Consider the following 21,358-nt stretch of genomic DNA (forward strand, 5'->3'; position numbering starts at 1 on the left):
GGCGCGAAGGGTCAGTCGCTCAGTCCCAGCTCCCCCGACGCGATGTCCCAGATCTGCCGGACCACGTCCGGGTCGAGGAGCATCTCGCGGTGCGTGCAGTCGAGCGTGTGCTCCCGCACCTCGCCGGAGACCAGCGGACGCCACAGACCGGCCTTCTCCTCCGAGTCGGCGGAGATCAGCAGCAGCGTGCCGGACGTCTTCCGCGTCTGGTGCGCCAGCAGGATCCTGGTGTTGTTGCGCACGATCCTGATGTACGCCTCGTGCTCCGCGCCGGTGAGCGCCCCGGCGACCGTCTCCTCCTGTTCGGCGAAGCCCGCCTGCTGTTCCGCCGTGGCGGGGCCGTTCACCGGGCTCGAGTCCAGCACGACCAGGGCCGCGACCTCCTCGCCCGCGTCCTGGAGCTGGGCGGCCATCTCCTGGACGACGTTCCCGCCGAAGGACCAGCCGAGCAGGTGGTACGGGCCGGTGGGCTGCACGGTGCGGATCTGCTCGACATAGTCCGCGGCCATCCGGGACAGCGAGTCGGGCAGTTCGGCCTCGCCGTCGTCCATGCCCCGGGGGCGCAGGGCGTAGAGCGGCTGTCCCTCGGGCACGGAGTCGGCGAGCCAGCCGTACTCCCAGCCGAGTCCCAGCACGGTGTGGGCGCAGAAGAAGGGAGCGCGGTCGCCGCCCGACCGCATGGGCACCAGGACGTCCGGGTTCTTCCGCTGCCCGTCCCGGGTGATCTTGGCCAGCAGGCCGGCCACGGTAGGTGTCCCGAACAGCGTCCGTATCGGGACCTCCGCGTCCAGGACCGCCCGGATGCGGTTGACCAGGCGTACGGCGAGCAGGGAGTGCCCGCCCAGTTCGAAGAAGCTCTCGTCGACGCCGACCGGCGACACACCGAGCACCTGCTCGAAGACCGAGCACAGCAACTGCTCCCGCAGCGTGACCGGCCGGCGGCCGCCCGTGCGGGGGCCCGCGGAGTGGTCCGGCGCGGGCAGTGCCGCCCGGTCCAGTTTGCCGTTCAAGGTCAGCGGCAGTGTCTCCAGGACCACCACGGCCGACGGCACCATGTGCTCCGGGAGCCGGTTCGCCACGAACTCCCGTACGTCCGCGGCGAGCCGGGCCCCGCCGTCGCCGGTGTCCGTGCCGGTCTCCGGGACCACATAGGCCACCAGGCCCAGGTCGCCGGCCGGGTTCTCCCGGGTGACGACGGCCGCCTGCACCACCTGCCGGTGGCCGGCCAGCGCCGCCTCGATCTCGCCCGGCTCGATCCTGAATCCGCGGATCTTCACCTGGTCGTCCGTGCGGCCGACGAACTCCAGGAGGCCCTCGGCGTCCCAGCGCACGACGTCGCCGGTCCGGTACATCCGCTCGCCGGCCGGCCCGAACGGGCAGGCCACGAAGCGTTCGGCGGTCAGCTCCGGGCGGCCGAGATAGCCGCGGGCCAGCCCGTCGCCTGCCACGTACAGCTCACCGGCCATGCCCGGCGGCACGGGCAGCAGGCCGTCGTCGAGCACGTACGCCCTGGTGTTCCGGACGGGACGGCCGATCGGCACCGTCGCGCCGTCCTGTGCCGGGTCGCACCGCCAGGAGGTGACCGCGATCGAGGCTTCGGTGGGGCCGTAGAGGTTGTACAGCGGTACGGGGAGCGCCGCCCGGAAGCGGTCGCGGACCACCGCCGGGAGCGCCTCCCCGATGCACAGGACCGCCCGCAGGCCGGCGCAGCGTCGTACGTCGCCGCCGTCCAGGAACGTCCGCAGCATGGAGGGGACGAACTGGACGACGCTCACCTGTTCCCGGTCGATCAGCTCGGTCAGGTACTCCGGGTCCCGGTGGCCGCCGGGACGGGCCAGGACCATTCCCGCGCCGTGCAGCAGCGGCCAGAACAGCTCCCACACCGAGACGTCGAACCCGAACGAGGTCTTCTGCAGGACCCGGTCCGCCGGCTCCAGGGAGAACTCCTCCTGCATCCAGTCCAGTTGGTTGACCACCCCGTGGTGCGGGACGGCGACTCCCTTCGGGGTTCCGGTGGACCCGGAGGTGTACATCACGTAGGCGGGATGAGCCGGCCGCAGAGGTGTGCTCCGGTCGGCGTCGGTCACCGCCCGGGGGGACTGCGCCGCCACCGCCGCCCGCACCGCCGGTTCGTCGAGCCCGATCCACCGGACCGCCCCGGCCGAGGGGGACCGGTCGGCGCCTGCGGTGTCCCGGAGCCGGGCGGTGATCTCCGCCGTGCTCAGCACGGCCACCGGGGAGGCGTCGGCGAGCATCAGGTCGATGCGCCGCGGTGGCTGGTCGGGGTCGATCGGCAGATAGGCGGCGCCGCTCTTGACGACGGCCAGCAGCGCGACGACCTGTTCCACCGAGCGGTCGAGGACCACGCCGACCAGGGCCTCGGGTCCCGCCCCGCGGTCGATCAGATGGCGGGCCAGCCGGTTGGACCGCGCTTCCAGTTCGGCGTAGGAGACCTGCTCTCCCGCACCGACCAGTGCGACGGCGTCCGGGGTGCGCAGGGCCTGCCGGTGGAACAGTTCGGCGAGGGTCGTGTCCGGTGCGGGGCGGGCGGTGTCGTTCCACTCCTTGAGCATCCGCCGCCGCTCCGCGTCCTCCAGCACGTCGATGCGGGCCACCGGCCGGGTGGGTTCGGCGGTGACCGACTCCAGGACCCGTACCAGCCGGGCCACCAGCGTCTCCACGGTGGACCGGTCGAAGAGTTCGGCCGCGAACATGATCCCGCCGTCGAGCCCGGCCGGTCCGCCCGTCTCGTCGAAGCACTCCTGGACCTCGATGTCCAGGTCGAACCTGGCCGAGAGCGATCCGGCCGGATGCTCGGTCACCCGTACCCCGGGCAGCTTCAGCGTGGACCTGCGGTGGTTCTGCACGGCGAGCAGGACCTGGAACAGCGGGTTCCTGGCCATCGAGCGGGCCGGGGCCAGCTCCTCCACCAGCCGTTCGAAGGGCACGTCCTGGTACTCGAAGGCCTCCAGGCTGGCCGCGCGCACCCGGTCGAGCAGGGCCACGAAGTCCGGGTCGCCCGACAGGTCGGTGCGCAGCACCAGGGTGTTGGCGAAGAAGCCGATCAGATCGTCCAGGGACTGGTCCGTCCGCCCGGCCACCGGGCTGCCCATCACGATGTCCCGTCCGGCGCCGCTCTTCGACAACAGCACCGCGACCGCGGCGTGGAGCAGCATGAACATCGTCACGCCCTGCCCGAGCGCCAGCTCGGCCAGGCGCGCGTGCAGCCGTGCCGGCACCCGCAGCGGCACCCAGCCGGCACTGTGGCCGGCCACCGCGGGCCGCGCCCGGTCGAACGGGAGGGCCAGCTCCTGGGGCGCGCCCTGGAGCCGGTCCTTCCAGTAGGACACCTGCCGGGCCAGCACGCTCTCCGGGTCGTCCATGTCCCCGAGGAACTCGCGCTGCCACAGGGTGTGGTCGGCGTACTGGACCGGCAGCGGCTCCCAGTGCGGCGCGTGACCCGCGCGGCGCGCCCCGTACGCCTGCGACAGGTCCCGCCACAGCGGATCCATCGACCAGCCGTCACCCGCGATGTGGTGGACGACGACCGAGAGCACCCACTCCCCGCGGCCGGGTGACCCTCCGTCAGCCAGCTCGGTCAGGTCGAACAGGTCGGCCTTGAGCGGCAGTTCGGAGGCCAGGTCGAAGGCGTGGACGGCCAGCCGGTCGAGACGCTCCTGCAGTTCCGCCTCCCCGACGGCGGTGACCGGCAGCTCGACGGCCACCTCGTCGACGGGCCTGACGTGCTGGGAGGGCCGGTCGGCGACCAGGGGGAAGGTGGTGCGCAGGCTCTCGTGCCGGGCCACCACGTCGGCCAGGGCCGCGCGCAGCGCCGCGATGTCCAGCTCGCCGGACAGCCGCAGCACCAGGCAGATGTTGTAGAGGTGGTTGGGGCCTTCGAGCCGGTCCACGAACCACAGCCGGCTCTGCCCGTAGGACACCGGCAGCACGGCGGGGCGGGGCATCGGCCGCACCGCGGGCCGGGCCGGGCGGCCGCCGGCCCGCGCCAGCCGCCGGGCCAGACCCGCGACGGTCGGCGCCTCGAACACGGCTCCCACGGAGATCTCCGCGCCGAGCACCGCCCGGATCCGGCTGACCAGTCGTACCGCGAGCAGGGAGTGGCCGCCGAGCGCGAAGAAGTCGTCGTCCACGCCGGCCCGCGGCACGCCCAGCACATCGGCGAAGATCGTGCAGAGCAGTTCCTCGCGCAGGTTCGCCGGGGCGCGTCCGGTGCCGGTCGCGGTCGTGAGGTCGGGGGCGGGCAGGGCGGCCCGGTCGACCTTGCCGTTGACGGTGAGCGGCAGCCGCTCCAGGACCGACACGTAGGAGGGCACCAGGTGGTCCGGTAGCCGGCTGCCGACGAACTCCCGTATCCGGGAGACCAGTTCGCGGCCGGTCACGGCGGGGTCCGCCGGTGCCACGTAGGCGGCGAGGCGTTTGTCGCCGGGGGTGTCCTCGCGGACCACGACCGCGCCCTGGGCCACGTCGGGGTGCGCGGACAGGGCGGCCTCGACCTCACCGGGTTCGACGCGGAAGCCGCCGATCTTGGCCTGGTCGTCGACCCGGCCGACGAACTCCAGCACCCCGTCCGCCCGCCACCGCACCACGTCGCCGGTACGGTACATGCGCGCGCCCGGCGCCTCGAACGGGCAGGCCACGAAGCGCTCGGCGGTCGCTCCCGGCCGCCGGGCGTACCCGCGTGCCAGTCCGTCCCCCGCGAGGTACAGCTCACCGGGCACGCCGACGGGTGCCGGGTGCAGGGAGGCATCGAGGACGTAGGCCCGGGTGCGGGCCAGCGGAAGGCCGATGGGGATCGGCCGGCCACTGTCGACGTCCGTGCGGGTGACCGGGTGGCTGTGGGTGTAGGTGGTGCTCTCGGTGGGCCCGTAGCCGTTGATCAGCGTGGTGCCGGGCAGTGCGTCGAGCAGGGTGCGGCAGTGTTCGACGGAGAGCGCGTCACCGCCGGTCAGCAGGGAGCGGACACCGCGCAGGGCCTCGACGTCGAGGTCGATCACCTGGTGCAGCAGTCCGGTGGGCAGCACGGCGACGGTGACGCGGTGCTCGGCCAGGAAGGTCCGCAGCACGGCCACCGAGGGGGTGCCCGCCGGGCCGACGGCCAGGGTGGCGCCGTTGAGCAGGGTGATCCAGAGCTCGAAGGTGGTGCAGTCGAACGACACCGACGCCAGATGTGCGACGACGTCGCCGGCACGCACGTCCGCGTAGTCGGCGGGGCGGACCAGGCGGTCGATGGCGCGGTGGGTGACGGCGACGCCCTTGGGGGTGCCGGCGGAGCCGGAGGTGTAGACGGTGTAGGCGGCGCCGTCGAGGTGCGGGCGCGCGGCCGGCGGGGCGGCGTCCTCGGCGGCCACCGCCGCCCGGGTCCGCGGGTCGTCCAGGACGACGCGGACCGGTGCGGCCGCCGTCTGCGGCAACCGGGGCGCGATGTCGCTCGTGGTGAGGAGTGCCACGGGGTCGGCGTCGCCCAGCATCAGTTCGATGCGGGCGGCCGGGTAGGCGACGTCGACGGGCAGGTAGGCGCTGCCGGACTTCAGTACGGCGAGGAGGGCGACGACCATCTCCGGCGAGCGGGTCATGGCGACGGCGACGAGGCGTTCGGGTCCCGCGCCGTGCCCGGCGAGGTACCGGGCGAGCCGGTCGGAGGCCGCGTCGAGTTCGGCGTACGTCATGCGGGTGCCGTCGGCGACCAGGGCGAGGGCGTCGGGGGTGCGGGCGGCCTGGGCCCGGAAGCGGTCGGGCACCGTGGCGGCCGGTTCGGTCCGTTCGGTGGCGTTCCACTCGACGAGGACGCGCCGGCGTTCGGGTTCGCCGAGCAGGCCGATGTCGCGGACGGGCCGGTCGGGGTCGGCGACGACGGCACGCAGGACGTGCAGGAGGCGGTCGGCGAGCGCCTCGGCCGTGGCACGGTCGAAGAGGTCGGCCGAGTAGGTGAGGCCGCCGTCGACGCCGACGGGCCGGCCCTCGTCGTCGAACCGCTCGGCGACCTGGAAGTCGAGGTCGAACTTGGCGCGGGTCACCTCGGTGTGCAGGCCCTCGACGGCCAGGCCCGGCAGGTCGACGGAGGCGGGGGGCACGTTCTGGACGGCGAGCATGACCTGGAAGAGGGGGTGGCGGGCCAGCGACCGGGCCGGTGCCAGCTCCTCGACGAGCCGTTCGAACGGCACCTCCTGGTGCCCGAGGGCGTCCAGCGCCGACGCCCGTACCCGGGCGAGGAGTTCGGTGAAGGTCGGCTCGCCGGAGAGGTCGGTGCGCAGCACGAGGGTGTTGACGAAGAACCCGACCAGGTCGTCGACGGCCTCGTCGGTCCGGCCCGCGACGGGGCTGCCGATCACGATGTCCTGGCCGGCGCCGAGCCGGGAGAGCAGCACGGCGAGGGCGGCCTGCCACACCATGAAGGTGGTGGCGCCCTGGGCGACGGCGAGTTCGGCGAGCTGTTCGTGCAGTCCGGCCGGTGCGGTGAGGGGCACCCAGCCGCCGTCCCGGCTCGCCGTGGCGGGCCGGGGCCGGTCCGTGGGGAGGGCCAGTTCCTCCGGGCTGTCGCGCAGCGCGTCCTTCCAGAAGGCGACCTGCCGGCCGAGGAGGCTGTCGGGGTCGTCGCCGTCGCCGAGCAGTTCGCGCTGCCACAGGGTGTGGTCGGCGTACTGCACGGGCAGCGGCTCCCAGCCCGGGGCCCGGCCGGTCCGGCGGGCGGCGTAGGCGGTGGACAGGTCGCGCAGCAGCGGGCCCATGGACCAGCCGTCGGCGACGATGTGATGGGTGACGAGGACCAGGACCGCCTCGTCCGCGTCCCCACCGCCCGTGTCAGGGGCGTCCGACTCGGGGCCGCGTACGTCGAACAGCGTGGCCCTGACGGGCAGTTCACCGGCGAGGTCGAAGGCGTATCCGGCGGCCTCGGCGATCCGCTCGTCGAGTTCCCTGCGGTCGACGGGCACCACGTCCAGGTCCAGGTGGAACGCGTCGGCGGGTACGACGTCCTGGTAGGGGTCGCCCTCGTCCTGCGGGAACCGGGTGCGCAGGCTCTCCTGCCGGGCGACCAGGTCGGTGAGGGCGGCGTGCAGCGCGCCGGTGTCGAGCGTGCCGGTCAGACGCAGTACGAGCGGGATGTTGTAGAGGGAGCCCGCGCCCTCCAGACGGTCCACGAACCACAGCCGGCGCTGGGCGTACGACAGGGGCAGCCGCTCGGGCCGGGGGCCGGGGGTGACGGCGGGCCGGGCCGCGACAGCGCCGGCCGCCTCGACGGTGGCGGCGAGTCCGGCGACGGTGGACGCCTCGAAGACGGCGTGCACGGGGATCTCGACGCCGAGCACGGTGCGGATCCGGCTGACGAGGCGCACGGCGAGCAGGGAGTGGCCGCCGAGCGCGAAGAAGTCGTCGTCCACGCCGACCCGCGGCACGCGCAGGATCTGGGCGAAGACGGAGCACAGGAGTTCCTCGCGCAGGGAGGGCGGCCTGCGCAGCGCGCCGGCGGTGACCGCTTCGGGCGCGGGCAGCGCGGCGCGGTCCACCTTGCCGTTGGCGGTCAGGGGCAGCCGGTCCAGGGCCACCACGGCGGTCGGCACCAGGTACTCGGGCAGCCGCCCGGCGACGAACTCGCGGACGTCGAGGGCCGGTTCGCCGGGTACCGAGGTCACGTAGGCGACCAGGCGCTTGTCCCCGGGGGTGTCCTCGCGGACGGTGACGACGGCCTGGGCGATCGCGGGGTGGTCGGCGAGCAGCGACTCGACCTCGCCTGGCTCCACCCGGAATCCGCGGATCTTCACCTGGTCGTCGACGCGGGCCACGAACTCCAGCACGCCGTCGCCGCGCCGCCGCACCACGTCGCCGGTACGGTACATGCGCGCGCCCGCGCCTTCGAACGGGCAGGCCACGAAGCGTTCCGCGGTCAGCCCGGCCCGTCCGACATAGCCGCGGGCGAGTCCGGCGCCCGCGATGTACAGCTCGCCCGTGGCGCCCACCGGGACGGGGGCGAGGGCGGTGTCGAGGACGTACACCCCGGTGTTGTCCAGCGGGCGGCCGATGGGGACGCTCTCGCCGAGGCCGTCGGGGTCGGTCAGGGGGATCTGGGTGGCGATGACGGTCGCCTCGGTCGGCCCGTAGCTGCTGCGGATGATGATGCCGGGGACCGCCTGCATGATCCGGCGGACCGCGTTCCTGGGCACCACGTCGGCGCCGGTGAGCACGTCGTGGACGCCGGTGAAGGCGCCGGGGTCCTCCTCGGCGATGACCCGGAAGAGCCCGGCGGTCAGGTGGACGTGGGTCAGTCCGTAGGTGGCGACCAGGGTGCGCAGCCGGGCGGCGTCGATCCGGCCGGGCGGGGTGACGACGATCTCGCCGCCGTTGAGCAGCCGTACCCACAGTTCGACGGTGGACCCGTCGAAGGTGTGGGGCGCGGCGAACCAGCCGCGGGCGGTGCCGGGGAACTGCCAGCAGCGGTCGCCCGCGAGGTCGACGACATCGCGGTGGGTGGCTCCGATGCCCTTGGGCTCTCCGGTGGAGCCGGAGGTGAACATGATGTAGGCGAGCTGGTCGGGCAGGCTGCGCCCGGTGACGGCTGTGGCGGGGCGCTCCGCCCAGTCCGCGTCGCCCGCGTCGGCGACGACGACGGTGCCGACGTGGGGGCGCACCAGGTCGGTGTGACGGCCGTCGGCCAGGCACACGTCGACTCCGGCGCGCTGGAGCGTCTCGGCGGTGCGGAAGGCCGGCTGGGCGGGGTCGAGGGTGACGTAGGTGCCGCCCGCCTTGAGGACGGCGAGCAGGGTGGTCACCACGTCGAGGGAGCGGTCCATGACGACGCCGACCGGGGTCTCCGGGCCGACGCCGAGGTGGACGAGGTGGTGGGCGAGCCGGTTGGAACGGGCGTCGAGTTCGCCGTAGGTGACCTGCTCGGTGTCGGAGACGAGGGCGAGTGCCTTCGGGGCGCGGGACGCGCGGATGCTGAACAGTTCGGGGACGGTGAGTGCCAGGGTGTCGCTGCGGGCGCCGTTCGACTCGGTGAGCAGGCGCTGCCGCTCGGCGTGGTCGAGGAGGTCGATACGGGCGACGGGCCGGGCGGGGTCGGCGGTGACGGCGTCCAGGACGCGCAGCAGCCGGCTGACGAGGGTCTCGGCGGTGGTGTGGTCGAAGAGGTCGGTGGCGTAGGTGAGGCCGCCGATCATGCCGCCGGGCGCGTCGGCCTCGTCGGGGAGTTCGACGACCTGGAAGTCGAGGTCGACCTTGGCCGTGTTCGGCTCCCCGGGGCGGGCGTCCACGACGAGGCCGGGCAGCGTGACGTCCGCCTGGGGGACGTTCTGCACGGCCATCATGACCTGGAAGAAGGGGGCGCGGTCGGTGTAGCGGGCGGGTGCCAGTTCTTCCACGAGCCGGTCGAAGGGGACTTCCTGGTGGTCGAGGGCGTCCAGCGCGGCGGTGCGCACCCGGGCGAGCACGTCGGTGAAGGTCGGGTCGCCGGACAGGTCGGTGCGCAGCACCAGGGTGTTCACGAAGAACCCGACCAGGTCCTCCAGCGATTCGTCGGTGCGCCCTGCGACCGGGCTGCCCAGCGGGATGTCCTCACCGGCGCCCAGCCGGGACAGCAGCACCGCCACCGCGGCCTGCCACACCATGAACATGGTCACGCCCTCGGCCCGCGCCAGCTCCGCAAGCCGCCCGTGCAACTCCCCGGACACGTCGATGCCGGCCCAGCCGCCACCGCGTCCGGGCACCGCCGGGCGGGGGCGGTCGAAGGGGAGGGCGAGTTCCTGGGGGATGCCGTCGAGCGCGGTCCTCCAGTGCTCGACCTCGGCGGTGAGGAGGCTGTCGGGGGTGTCCCGGTCGCCGAACAGCCGTTGCTGCCAGAGGGCGTAGTCGGCGTACTGCACCGGAAGCGGTACGAAGTCCGGGGCCCTGTCCTCCCGCCGGGCCGCGTAGGCCGTGGACACGTCGCGCCACAACGGCGCCATCGACCAGCCGTCACCGGCAATGTGGTGCACCACCAGGACCAGCACGAACGTCTCGGCATCCTGCTCCAACAACGTCGCCCGGACAGGAAGTTCACCGGCCAGATCGAAGACATGCGCACACGCCTCCTCGATCCGCCCCTCCACCTCCCCGCCCGACACCGCCACCACCGGAAGCTCCACCACCGCGTCCGCCACCGGCACGATCACCTGATACGGCTCACCGTCCACCTGCCCGAACCGCGTCCGCAACGCCTCATGACGCGCCACCACATCACCCAGCGCCCCACGCAACGCCCCCACGTCCACCGCACCGGACAACCGCACCACCAACGGAATGTTGTACAGCGCGCTCGCACCCTCCAACCGGTCCACGAACCACAACCGGCGCTGCGCGTACGACAACGGCAACCGCTCCGGCCGCTCCCCCACCAGCACCGCGCCCCTCGCCCCCGCACCCGCCATACCGTCCAACCGGGCAGCCAGCCCCGCCACCGTCGGCGTCTCGAAGAGGGCGCGGAGGCTGAGTTCGACACCGAGGACGGCGCGGATACGGCTGGCCAGGCGGACCGCCTGCAGCGAGTGGCCGCCCAGCGCGAAGAAGTCGTCGTCCACACCGACCCGCGGCACCCCCAGAACCTGCGCGAAGACCGAGCACAGCAGCTCCTCGCGCAGGCGGGTGCCTCGTCGGCTGACCGTGCTGCCGGTGGTGCCCTCCCGCTCCGCGTCCGCTTCGGATCCGGTCCGCGGCTCCATCTCTGTCCCCATCCCCGTTCCCGTATCGGTGTCGGTGTCGGCCCTGGTGCCTGTGCCTGTGCCTGTGTCCGTGTCTGTGTCGAGCAGTTCCAGCCGGCCCTGGGAGTCCCAGCGGGCGCGGGTGCCGGTGGGGCGCATGAGGGCCTCGTCCTCGGTGAACGGGCAGGGCACGGAGTCGTGCCGGGGTTCACCGCCGGTGACGTACAGCTGACCGGGGACGCCGTGCGGGACGGGGGTGAGAGCGGCGTCGAGCACGTATACGCGCTCGTCGGGGCCCGCGATCTGCGGCTGGCGGCGGGACCACTCCCCCACCAGCCGCTGCCGCTCGGCCGGGTCGAGGACGTCGACGGTCCGGACGGCGCGCTCGGGGCCGGTGGTGACGGCGTCCAGGACGCGCAGCAACCGGGTGGTCAGGGCCTCGGCGGTGGAGTGGTCGAAGAGGTCGGCGGCGTAGACGACCACGCCGTCCATGCCGGTGGGGCCGCCTTCGTCGTCGTAACGCTCCGCGATCTGGAGGTCGAGGTCGAACTTGGCGTCGCGGGTCGCGTAGGGCAGCGCCTCGACGTCCACGCCGACGAGTTCGGGGGTGAGGAGGGGTGTGGACTGCACTTCCAGGACGAACTGGAAGAGGGGGTGGCGGCCCGTCGACCGGGCGGGTGCCAGTTCTTCCACGAGCCGGTCGAAGGGGACTTCCTGGTGGTCGAGGGCGTCCAGCGCCGCGGTGCGCACCCGGGCGAGTACCTCGGTGAAGGTCGGGTCGCCGGACAGGTCGGTGCGCAGCACCAGGGTGTTGACGAAGCATCCGACCAGGTCGTCCACGGTCTCGTCGGTGCGGCCCGCGACCGGGCTGCCCAGCGGGATGTCCTCACCGGCGCCCAGCCGGGACAGCAGCACCGCCACCGCCGCCTGCCACACCATGAACATCGTCACGCCCTCGGCCCGCGCCAGCTCCGCAAGCCGCCCGTGCAACTCCCCTGGCACCCGCACGGGCACGACACCGCCGCGGTGACTCTCGACAGCGGGGCGCGGCCGGTCGGCGGGCACGGCGAGTTCCTCGGGGGCACCGGACAGTGCCGTACGCCAGTGGGCGAGTTGGTCCGCGAGCCGGCTGTCGGGGTCGTCGGCGTCGCCGAGCAGGGCGCGCTGCCAGAGGGCGTAGTCGGCGTACTGGACCGGAAGCGGTACGAAGTCCGGTGCCCTGCCCTCCCTGCGGGCCGCGTAGGCCGTGGAGACGTCGCGCCACAACGGCGCCATCGACCAGCCGTCACCCGCGATGTGATGCACCACCAGGACCAGCACGAACGTCTCGGCATCCTGCTCCAACAACGTCGCCCGGACAGGAAGTTCACCGGCCAGATCGAAGACATGCGCACACGCCTCCTCGATCCGCCCCTCCACCTCCCCGCCCGACACCGCCACCACCGGAAGCTCCACCACCGCGTCCGCCACCGGCACGATCACCTGATACGGCTCACCGTCCACCTGCCCGAACCGCGTCCGCAACGCCTCATGACGCGCCACCACATCACCCAGCGCCCCACGCAACGCCTCCACGTCCACCGCGCCGGACAACCGCACCACCAACGGAATGTTGTACAGCGCGCTCGCGCCCTCCAGCCGGTCCACGAACCACAACCGGCGCTGCGCGTACGACAACGGCAACCGCTCCGGCCGCTCCCCGACCAGCACCGCGCCCCTCGCCCCCGCACCCGCCATACCGTCCAACCGGGCAGCCAGCCCCGCCACCGTCGGCGTCTCGAAGACGGCGTGCACGGGGGTCTCGACGCCGAGAACGGCGCGGATGCGGTTGACGAGGCGGACCGCCTGCAGCGAGTGGCCGCCCAGCGCGAAGAAGTCGTCGTCCACACCGACCCGCGGCACCCCCAGAACCTGCGCGAAGACCGAGCACAGCAGCTCCTCGCGCAGACCGGTCGGGCGGGCTCCGGAGCCGCCTGTGCGGTCCGGAGCGGGCAGCGCGGCGCGGTCGAGCTTGCCGTTCACCGACAGCGGCAGCCGGTCCAGGGTGACGAACGCGCCCGGCACCAGGTGGGCGGGCAGCAGGGCGCCGAGGTGGGCGCGCAGCGTGCGGGGCAGCGCCTCGGGCAGGTCCGAAGCGCCGGACCCGGCCGGCACCACGTAGGCGACGAGGCGTTTGTCGCCGGGGGTGTCCTCGCGGACGACGACCGCGGTCTGGTCGACCAGTTCGTGTTCCGTGAGCCTGGCCTCCACCTCGCCCGGCTCGATGCGGAAGCCGCGGATCTTGACCTGGTCGTCGGCGCGGCCGGTGTAGAGGAGCCGGCCGTCGGCGGTGCGGCGCACGATGTCACCGGTGCGGTACATCCGGGCGCCGCCGGTGCCGAACGGGTCGGCCACGAAGCGTTCGGCGGTGAGGCCGAGCCGGTCGAGGTAGCCGCGGGCGACGCCCGCCCCGGTGACGTACAGGTCGCCGTCGACACCGTCGGGTACGGGGCGAAGGCGGGCGTCGAGGACGTACAGGCGGACGCCGGGCAGGGGGCGGCCGATGGTGGGGGCGTCGCCGGGGCGCAACGGCCCGTCGGCGGCGGCGATGACGGTGATCTCGGTCGGGCCGTAGGCGTTGCCGAACCAGCGGTCGGCACCCCACCGGTCGACGAGTGCGGCGCCGAGGGCCTCGCCCGCGACCAGCAGGGTGCGCACGGAGGCGAGGCGGTGGTCGTCCTCGACCATGCCGAGGACGGTGGGCGGGAGTTGCAGATGCGTGACGCCGTACCGCTCGATGACGTCCTCCAGGCCGGCGCGGGGCAGCAGCCGGGCGGCGGGGGCGACGACGAGGCACGCTCCGGCGGCGAACGCCGTCATGATTTCCCAGGTCGCGACGTCGAAGCCGATCGAGGCGAACTGGAGCAGCCGGCTGTCGGCGGTCAGGCCCGGCCACTCGAAGGCGAGGAGGTTGACGGCGCCGGAGTGCGGGACGACGACGCCCTTGGGGGTGCCGGTGGAGCCCGAGGTGTAGATGACGTACGCCGGGTGGCCGGGGAGCAGCGGGGAGGTGCGTTCGTCCTGGGTGAGCGGGCCCGGGGGGTGCGCGGCGACGGCGGAGCGGACCGCCGGGTCGTCGACGGCGATCGGGGCCGGTCCCGGGGCGGGCGCCGACGGTGCGGTGACGAGGGTGGTGAGCACGGCGACCGGGGCGGCGTCGGCGCACAGCCGGGCGATGCGTTCGGCGGGCTGGTCCGGGTCGACGGGCACGTACGCGCCGCCGGCCTTCAGGACCGCGAGTAGCGCGACGACGAGGTCGGGTGAGCGGTCCATGAGGAGCACGACGCGTCCCTCGGGCCCGACGCCCCGGCCGATCAGGTGGCGGGCCAGCCGGTTGGCGCGGGCGTCGAGTTCCGCGTAGTCGAGGTGTTCGCCGTGTTCGTCGCGTTCATCGCGTTCATCGCGTTCATCGCGTTCACCGGCGAAGGTGAGGGCTCGGGCGTGGGGCGAGGCGGCGACGCGGGCGGCGAACAGGTCGGCGAGTGTGGGCGCCAGGTCGGGGTGTCCGGTGTCGTTCCACTCGGTGAGGATGCGGTGCCGGTCCTCGGCGGGCAGCACGTCGAGCTGGGCGAGCGGGGTGTCCGGGGCCTGTTCGAGGGCGGTGACGACGTGGTCGGTGGTGGCGAGCAGCAGCCGGGTGACGAGGTCGGGGTCGAGCGCGGCGGCGGCCTGGACGGCGAACGCGAACGCCTGGCCGTCGTCGTCCACGGAGACGACCAGCGGGTAGTTGGTCCGTTCCCGGAAGGTGAGGACCTCGGTGCCGGCGGGCAGGACGGTCCCGGGGTCACCGGCGGAGTTGTGCCGGTAGTTGAGCACGGCGGTGAACAGCGGTGCTGGCGCGCGGACACCGCTGGCGCGCTGCGCGGCGGCGAGCGAGGCGTGTTCGTGGACCATCAGGTCGGCGAGCTGGGTGTGCATGGCCCGGACCGCACCCGCCACGTCGGTGTCGGCGGTACGGGCGCGGACGGGAAGGGTGTTGATGAACATGCCGGGCACCCGGTTGGAGCCGCTGCCGGCCTGCATCCGGCCGAGGAGCAGGGTGCCGAAGACGACGTCGTCGCGTCCGGAGACGGCGGCGAGGACCCGTGACCACACGACGTGCAGGAGGGTGGCGGCGCTCACTCCGGCCCGCCGGGCCTGCTCGCGCAGCCGGGCGGCCAGCAGCGGGTCGAGGGAGGTGCGGCGTTCGGCGACGTCGCGTCCGTCGCCGCGCACCTGGGGCACGCCGAAGGGCGCGGTGGGTTCGGTGACGTCGCCCAGGACCCGCGTGAAGTGCGCGGTGTGTTCCTCGGCCGACATGCCCAGCAGGGCCTGGCCGACGAAGGCGCGGTAGGACAGCGGGTCGGGCAGGTCGTCGCCGTGTCCGTCGAGCACGGCGGTGACCTCGCGGAGCACCAGTTCGAGGGTGGTGTGGTCCTGGGTGATGTGGTGCATGCGGACGACGAGCAGCCAGCGGTCGGTGCCGGGTTCGGCGGCGATCCGGAGGTCCATCAGGGGGGCGCGGCGCAGGTCCATGGGGTCGTCGCTGCGGGCCAGCAGCTGTTCGACGGGGTCCGGTGCGACGTCGGAGCGGGAGTCGGAGTCGGAAAGTCCGTCCGCGAGGTCGACCTCGGTGACGGGCAGGTCGGCGTGGCGGTGCACGACCTGCACGGCGTGCGGCAGGTCCGCCCAGGCCAGGGAGGTACGCAGGACCTCGTGCCGGTCGATGACGTGCGGCCAGGCCGCGAGGAAGGAGTCGAGCAGGCGGCGGGAGTCGAACCGCAGGGCGTAGCGCACCACGTAGGGGTCGACGCCGTCGGTGTCGCTCTCGTTCTCGCTGTGCAGCCGGTGGTGGAAGAACAGGCCTTCCTGGAGCGGTCCGAGCGGGTAGACGTCGGCGATGTTCGCCGCGCCGCCGGGGACCGTGTCGGTGACGGTGCGCAGTTCGGCCTCTGTGAGACCGGCCAGCGGCACCATCTGGGGGGTGATGCGGGTGGTGCCGGGCGGCACGGAGCCCTCGGGGACCTCGACGGGTTCGCGGCCTGCGACGGCGGCGAGCCGGGCGGGCGTGGGGGCGGTGAACAGGGTCCGCATGTCGACCCAGACGCCGCGCGCCCGCAGTTGCTCCAGCATCTGCACGGCGAGCAGGGAGTGTCCGCCGAGCACGAAGAAGTTGTCGTCGGCCCCGACCGTGGGCACACCGAGGACGTCGGCGAAGACCGCGCAGAGGATCTCCTCACGCACGGTGGCGGGTCCCCGTCCGCCGGCCGGGTCGTCTCCGTGGCCGGGTGCGGGCAGCGCGGCACGGTCGAGTTTGCCGTTGACGGTGAGCGGGAGCCGCTCCAGCGGTACGCAGACCGCGGGCACCATGTGGGCGGGCAGCAGCCCCGTGGCGTGTTCGAGCACCGCGCGGGCCAGGGCGGCGCCGGTCTCCCCGGTGGCGTCGGCCGGGTGGTGGGGCACCAGGTAGCCGACGAGGCGGTGGTCGCCGGGGGTGTCCTCGCGGACCACGACGGCCGACTGGGCGACCTGCGCGTGGCTGAGGAGGGCGGCCTCCACCTCGCCGGGTTCGATGCGGAAGCCGCGCAGTTTGACCTGGCTGTCGGCGCGGCCCAGGTAGTGGAGGGTGCCGTCGGCGGCGCGGCGGGCGACGTCGCCGGTGCGGTACATCCGGGTGCCGGGTTCGAAGGGGCAGGCCACGAACCGGCCGGCGGTCAGGCCGGGGCGGTCCAGGTAGCCGCGGGCCACTCCGGAGCCGGTGACGTACATCTCGCCGGCCACGCCGGGGGGCACGGGCCGCAGGGCGTCGTCGAGGACGTACACGCGGGTGTGGTCCAGGGGGCCGCCGATGGGGCTGGTGCCGTGCGGCCCGGTCTCCTCGTCCGCGTCGAGGGCGAGGTCGAGGTGGGTGACGTGCACGGTCGTCTCGGTGATGCCGTACATGTTGACCAGGCGCGGGCCGTCGGCGCCGTGGCGGGCCCGCCAGTCGGTGAGCCGTGCGGGGTCCAGAGCCTCGCCGCCGAACACCACGAGCCGCAGCCGGCGGCCGAGGTCGGCGGCACGCTCCTGGGCGTCGGCGTGCGCGAGCTGGTGGAAGGCGGTTGGGGTCTGGCTGAGGACGGTGACCTCTTCGCGGACCAGCAGGTCCCGGAAGTCCCGCGGGGAGCGGGAGGTGTCGTGGTCGACGACGACGAGCCGGCCGCCGGTGAGCAGCGCTCCCCACAGCTCCCACACCGAGAAGTCGAACGCGAAGGAGTGGAACCAGCTCCAGACGTCGTCGGTGCCGAAGCCGTACCGGCCGGCGGCGGACCGCAGCAGTGCGGTTACCTGGGCGTGGGTGACGACGACGCCCTTCGGGGCGCCGGTGGAGCCCGAGGTGTGGATGACGTAGGCGGGGTGGCCGGGGAGCAGCGGGCCCGTGAGCTCGTCCTGGGTGAGCGGCTCCGGGGCACGGTCGGCGAGGGCGGAGCGGACGGCCGGGTCGTCGAGCACGACGCGGGGCATGTCCGTGTCGCCGATGCCGCGTGCGGCGATGTCGGTGGTGGTGAGCAGCACGGCGGGGGTGGCGTCGGCCAGGACCGCGGCGATCCGGGCGTCCGGGTACGCGGGGTCAACCGGCAGATAGGCGGCGCCCGCCTTCATGACCGCGAGCAGCGCGGTGACCAGGTCGGGGGTGCGGTCCATGGCGACAGCGACCCGGGTCTCGGGGCCCGCGCCGAGCGTGACGAGATGGCGGGCCAGCCGGTTGGCGTCGGCGTCGAGTTCGGCGTACGTCAGTGCGCTCGCCCCGGCCGTGACGGCCACCGACTCCGGGTGGGCGGCGGCCCGGTCGGCGAACAGACCGGGCACGGTCGCCCCGGGCGGCGGGGGCTCGATGGCGGCCGTGGCGGCGCGCAGCCCCTCGTGCTCGGCGGGGGTGAGTATGTCGACGGTGTGCAGCGGGCCGTGCGGGGCGTGGACGGCGTGCCGCAGGACCCGCAGCAGCCGGTCGGCGAACGACACGGCGGTGGCGTGGTCGAACAGGTCGGCGGAGTAGTGGAGTTCGACGTGCTGACCGGCGGGCCCACCCTGCTCGTCGAACCGTTCCACGACCTGGAAGTCGAGGTCGAACTTGACCAGCGGCAGTTCCGCCATCTGCGCGACGGCCGTCAGGCCGGGCAGGTCGAGCGGGATCTGCGGGACGTTGTGCAGGGTGAGGTTGACCTGGAAGAGGGGGTGCCGGGTCAGTGAGCGGGCCGGGGCGAGTTCCTCCACGAGCCGCTCGAAGGGCACGTCCTGGTGGTCCAGGGCCCGCACGGCGGTGCGGCGTACCCGCTGGAGGATCTCGGTGAAGGCGGGGTCGCCGGTCAGGTCCGTGCGCAGGACCAGGGTGTTGACGAAGAACCCGACGAGGTCCTCCAGGTCGGCCTCGTTGCGTCCGGCGAAGGGGCTGCCGACCGGGATGTCGTCGCCGGCCCCGAGCTTGGCGAGCAGCACGGCGACCGCGGCGTGCCAGACCATGAACATGGTGGCGTCCTCGGCCCGCGCCAGCTCGGCGAGTTCGGCGTGCAGGCCGGCCGGGACGTCGAGGCGTACGGTGCCTCCGTCGTGCGCGGAGAGAGCCGGCCGCGGCCGGTCGACGGGCAGCGCGAGTTCCTCGGGGGCGCCGGCCAGCGCCGAGCGCCAGTAGGCGAGTTGCTCGGCGAGGAGGCTGCCCGGGTCGTCGGCGTCGCCGAGCAGCTCGCGCTGCCACAGGGTGTAGTCGGCGTACTGCACCGGCAGCGGCGCGAGGTCGGGCTCGCTGCCGGACAGGCGCGCGGAGTAGGCGGCGGAGAGGTCACGCCAGAGCGGGCCCGCCGACCAGCCGTCGGCGGCGATGTGGTGCAGGGCGAGCACGAGCACCGACGTCCGGTCGTCGACGGTCAGCAGCCGGGCGTGGCAGGGGATGCCGGAGGTCAGGTCGAAGACGTGCAGTGCGGTGCGGGCGATCTCGGCTTCCAGCTCGTCGGGCCGTACGGCGTCGACGGTCAGCAGGTCGGGGAGGGCGCCGGCCGGTACGACGTCCTGCACGGGTTCGCCGTCCACCTGGGGGAACCTCGTCCGCAGTGCCTCATGACGGGTCACCACGTCCGTCAGCGCGGCGCGCAGGGCGGGCACGTCCAGCGCACCGGACAGCCGCAGTACCAGCGGGACGGTGTAGAGCGCGCTCGCTCCTTCCAGCTGGTCCACGAGCCACAGCCGACGTTGCGCATACGACGCAGGAATCACGTGCACTCCTCAAAGCGGGCGGGGCCGACTGTGCGAGCGCCTTCCGGCTCGATGTGGGCGTTTGCGATGCTGCTGAGAACGACCGGACCGCGGCATCGGTGGGAGCCACAGTTACGACCACCGGCGGCTCCGGCCCCCGGGGACACCGGGTTCCGCGGGTCCGGCGGCGGTCTGCCGGGAGAGGGCGACGGACGGCGCGAGGAGGGGCCGGGCGCCGCGTCCGGGGGGTCCCGGGAGGGCGTTCGGCGACCGTAACGGCGGGGCTCGCGGATACCGCCCGCGCCCCGGCCGCTCCATCCTGGCGCTGGAGGAACCGGGCGCCGGTGCCGGTCGTCCGGCCCGGCGCACCAGCCTGGCCGGTGACGCGGCTCCCCGTGTGACGGCCTCGTCCACCAGCCGTGCACGACCCCGCCCTCCACCATGACCCGCACACCTGCACGCATGTACGTACGCCTGCACGTATGCCCCTTCGCCCTCGGGAGTGACGCATGACCGGGACCGACTCCGCGGAGGCCGCCGCCGATCTCGCGGCCGATGCGGCTCTGCTCGAAATCGCCGAGGAACTGGGACTGTCCGACCTGCTGGACCGCGGCGAGCCCTTCACGCTGGCCGAGGCCGCCGGCCTGGCCGCCGTACCCGAGGAGGGCGCCGAACGCTATCTGCGCGCCCTGGTCTCGGCGGGGCTCATCAGCAGTGAAGGCGACACCGGACCGTACCGCCCCGGTGCCGACCTCGCCGACCGCCGTTACCAGGCCGGCTATCTGTCCTGGGCGCTGAACGCCAACCGCCCCTACATCGACCACGCGGCGCTGTTCCTGCGCGACCCGAAGGCGGCCGGCGCCACGTACGCGCGGGACGGCCGCCGGGTCGCGGTGTCCTCCCGGTGGATCGGCTCGCACGGCTTCTACCCCGGGGTGCTCGAGGAGATCGCCTCGGGCGCGCCGCGCCACATCGTCGACCTCGGGGCGGGCGCGGGCGGGCTGCTGCTCAAGCTGCTCGGCCGCCTGCCCGACAGCACGGGGCTGGCCCTGGACCTGAGCGGCGCCGCGTGCGAGGAGGCGCGGCGGGCCGCGCGCCTGGCGGGGCTCGCCGACCGCCTCGACGTGGTGAACCGCTCGATCGAGTCGCTGGCCGCCGACCCGGCTCCGCTCAGCGGCGCCGACGTGGTGCACGCCGGGTTCGTCCTGCACGACGTGGTGGGCAGCCCCGAGGTCCTCGACGGAGTGCTGCGCGCCTGCCGGGCCTCCCTCAGGGAGGGCGGCCGCATGGTGGTGACGGACGCGGTGCCGTACGTGGCGGAGCCCCGGGAGCGTGGTTTCAGCGCGCTGTTCAGCTATCTGCACGCCTCGTCGATGGACGTGAACCTGCCGCCGAAGGACGTGTGGCACGAGGCGTTCCGCCGCGCCGGGTTCACCGACGTGTCGAGCACCCCCCTGCGGATGCCCGGCAGCCGGGTGTTCGTGGCCGCCGGTTAGCCGGCCCCCGTGGCCGGCACCGGCGTGGCGGCCGCTCGACGCACGCATGGACAGGAGCAGCTTCACGATGCCGGACCAGGACATCGCTTCCCGCGCACTGGCGCTGTACGAGGCGCGCGCCCAGGGCGTGCCGGTGGCGCCCTTCACCGACACCGACCCCACGCTCGGCATGGACGACGGCTACGCCGTGCAGCAGGAGCTGGTGCGGCTGCTGCTGGCGGACGGCGATCACGTCGTCGGCTACAAGGCGGGGCTGACGTCCGCGCCGATGCAGGAGATGTTCGGCGTCGACACCCCGGACTACGGGCCCGTGCTGGCCTCCACGGTGTACGAGACCGGGGCGCGGGTGTCACCGGGGTCGTTCATCAGCCCGAAGGTCGAGGCGGAGATCGTGTTCCGGCTCGGGGCCCCGCTGAAGGGGCCGGGGGTGACGGTGGCCCAGGCCCGCGAGGCGGTCTCGGAGGTGCTGGCGGGTCTTGAGATCGTCGACTCGCGGATCGTGGACTGGCGGATCGGGCTCGCCGACACCATCGCCGACCTCGCCTCCAACGGCGCGGTGGTCCTCGGCGCGCCGCTGGCCCCGCCGGCCGGTGTCGATCTGCGGCTGACCGGGATGGTGTTCTGGCGCGACGGCGACCTGGTGGCGACCGGCGCGGGAGCCGCGGCGCTGGGCGACCCGTACGCCGTGGTGGCCTGGCTGGCGAACACGCTGGGGGCGCGCGGAGTGGCGCTCGAAGCCGGCCAGTTGGTGATGACCGGCGCGCTGCACGCGGCGGTCCCGATGCGGGCGGGCGACTCCTTCGTCGCCGAGTTCGACCGGCTGGGCAGCGTCACGCTGCACGTGGACGGCGCCTCCTGAGCACCGGCCACGCCCTGGACGTACCGACGGACGACGTCGGGGTGAGACCGGATCCGCCGGAACGCCGTCCG

3 protein-coding genes are annotated in these 21,358 nt (G+C 73.8%); 2 read left to right on the top strand and 1 reads right to left on the bottom strand.

Features of this window, described 5'->3' with window-relative positions:
• Positions 1–11: 11 nt before the first annotated feature.
• The gene (locus tag ACLVWQ_RS02725; RefSeq protein ID WP_414106477.1) at positions 12–18,953 is read right to left on the bottom strand and encodes a non-ribosomal peptide synthase/polyketide synthase; all 18,942 of its coding nucleotides are present in this window, start codon (positions 18,951–18,953) and stop codon (positions 12–14) included.
• Positions 18,954–19,441: 488 nt separating this feature from the next.
• On the opposite strand from ACLVWQ_RS02725, the gene ACLVWQ_RS02730 reads away from it, so the two are divergent.
• Together ACLVWQ_RS02730 and ACLVWQ_RS02735 are read left to right on the top strand one after the other, a co-directional pair.
• Entirely contained in the window at positions 19,442–20,428 is a 987-nt protein-coding gene (locus ACLVWQ_RS02730) for a methyltransferase (RefSeq protein ID WP_414106478.1), read from the top strand.
• Between the two features lie 67 nt (positions 20,429–20,495).
• Positions 20,496–21,287, top strand: coding sequence for a 2-keto-4-pentenoate hydratase (locus ACLVWQ_RS02735; protein WP_414106479.1), 792 nt, complete (start codon positions 20,496–20,498; stop codon positions 21,285–21,287).
• Positions 21,288–21,358: the final 71 nt, after the last annotated feature.

This window comes from Streptomyces sp. CWNU-52B, from assembly GCF_047444975.1.
GTDB lineage: Bacteria > Actinomycetota > Actinomycetes > Streptomycetales > Streptomycetaceae > Streptomyces.

Coding starts and splice junctions, on each gene's coding strand:
- ACLVWQ_RS02735 (WP_414106479.1), top strand. CDS start 20,496: ATGCCGGACCAGGACATCGCTTCCCGCGCACTGGCGCTGTACGAGGCG.
- ACLVWQ_RS02730 (WP_414106478.1), top strand. CDS start 19,442: ATGACCGGGACCGACTCCGCGGAGGCCGCCGCCGATCTCGCGGCCGAT.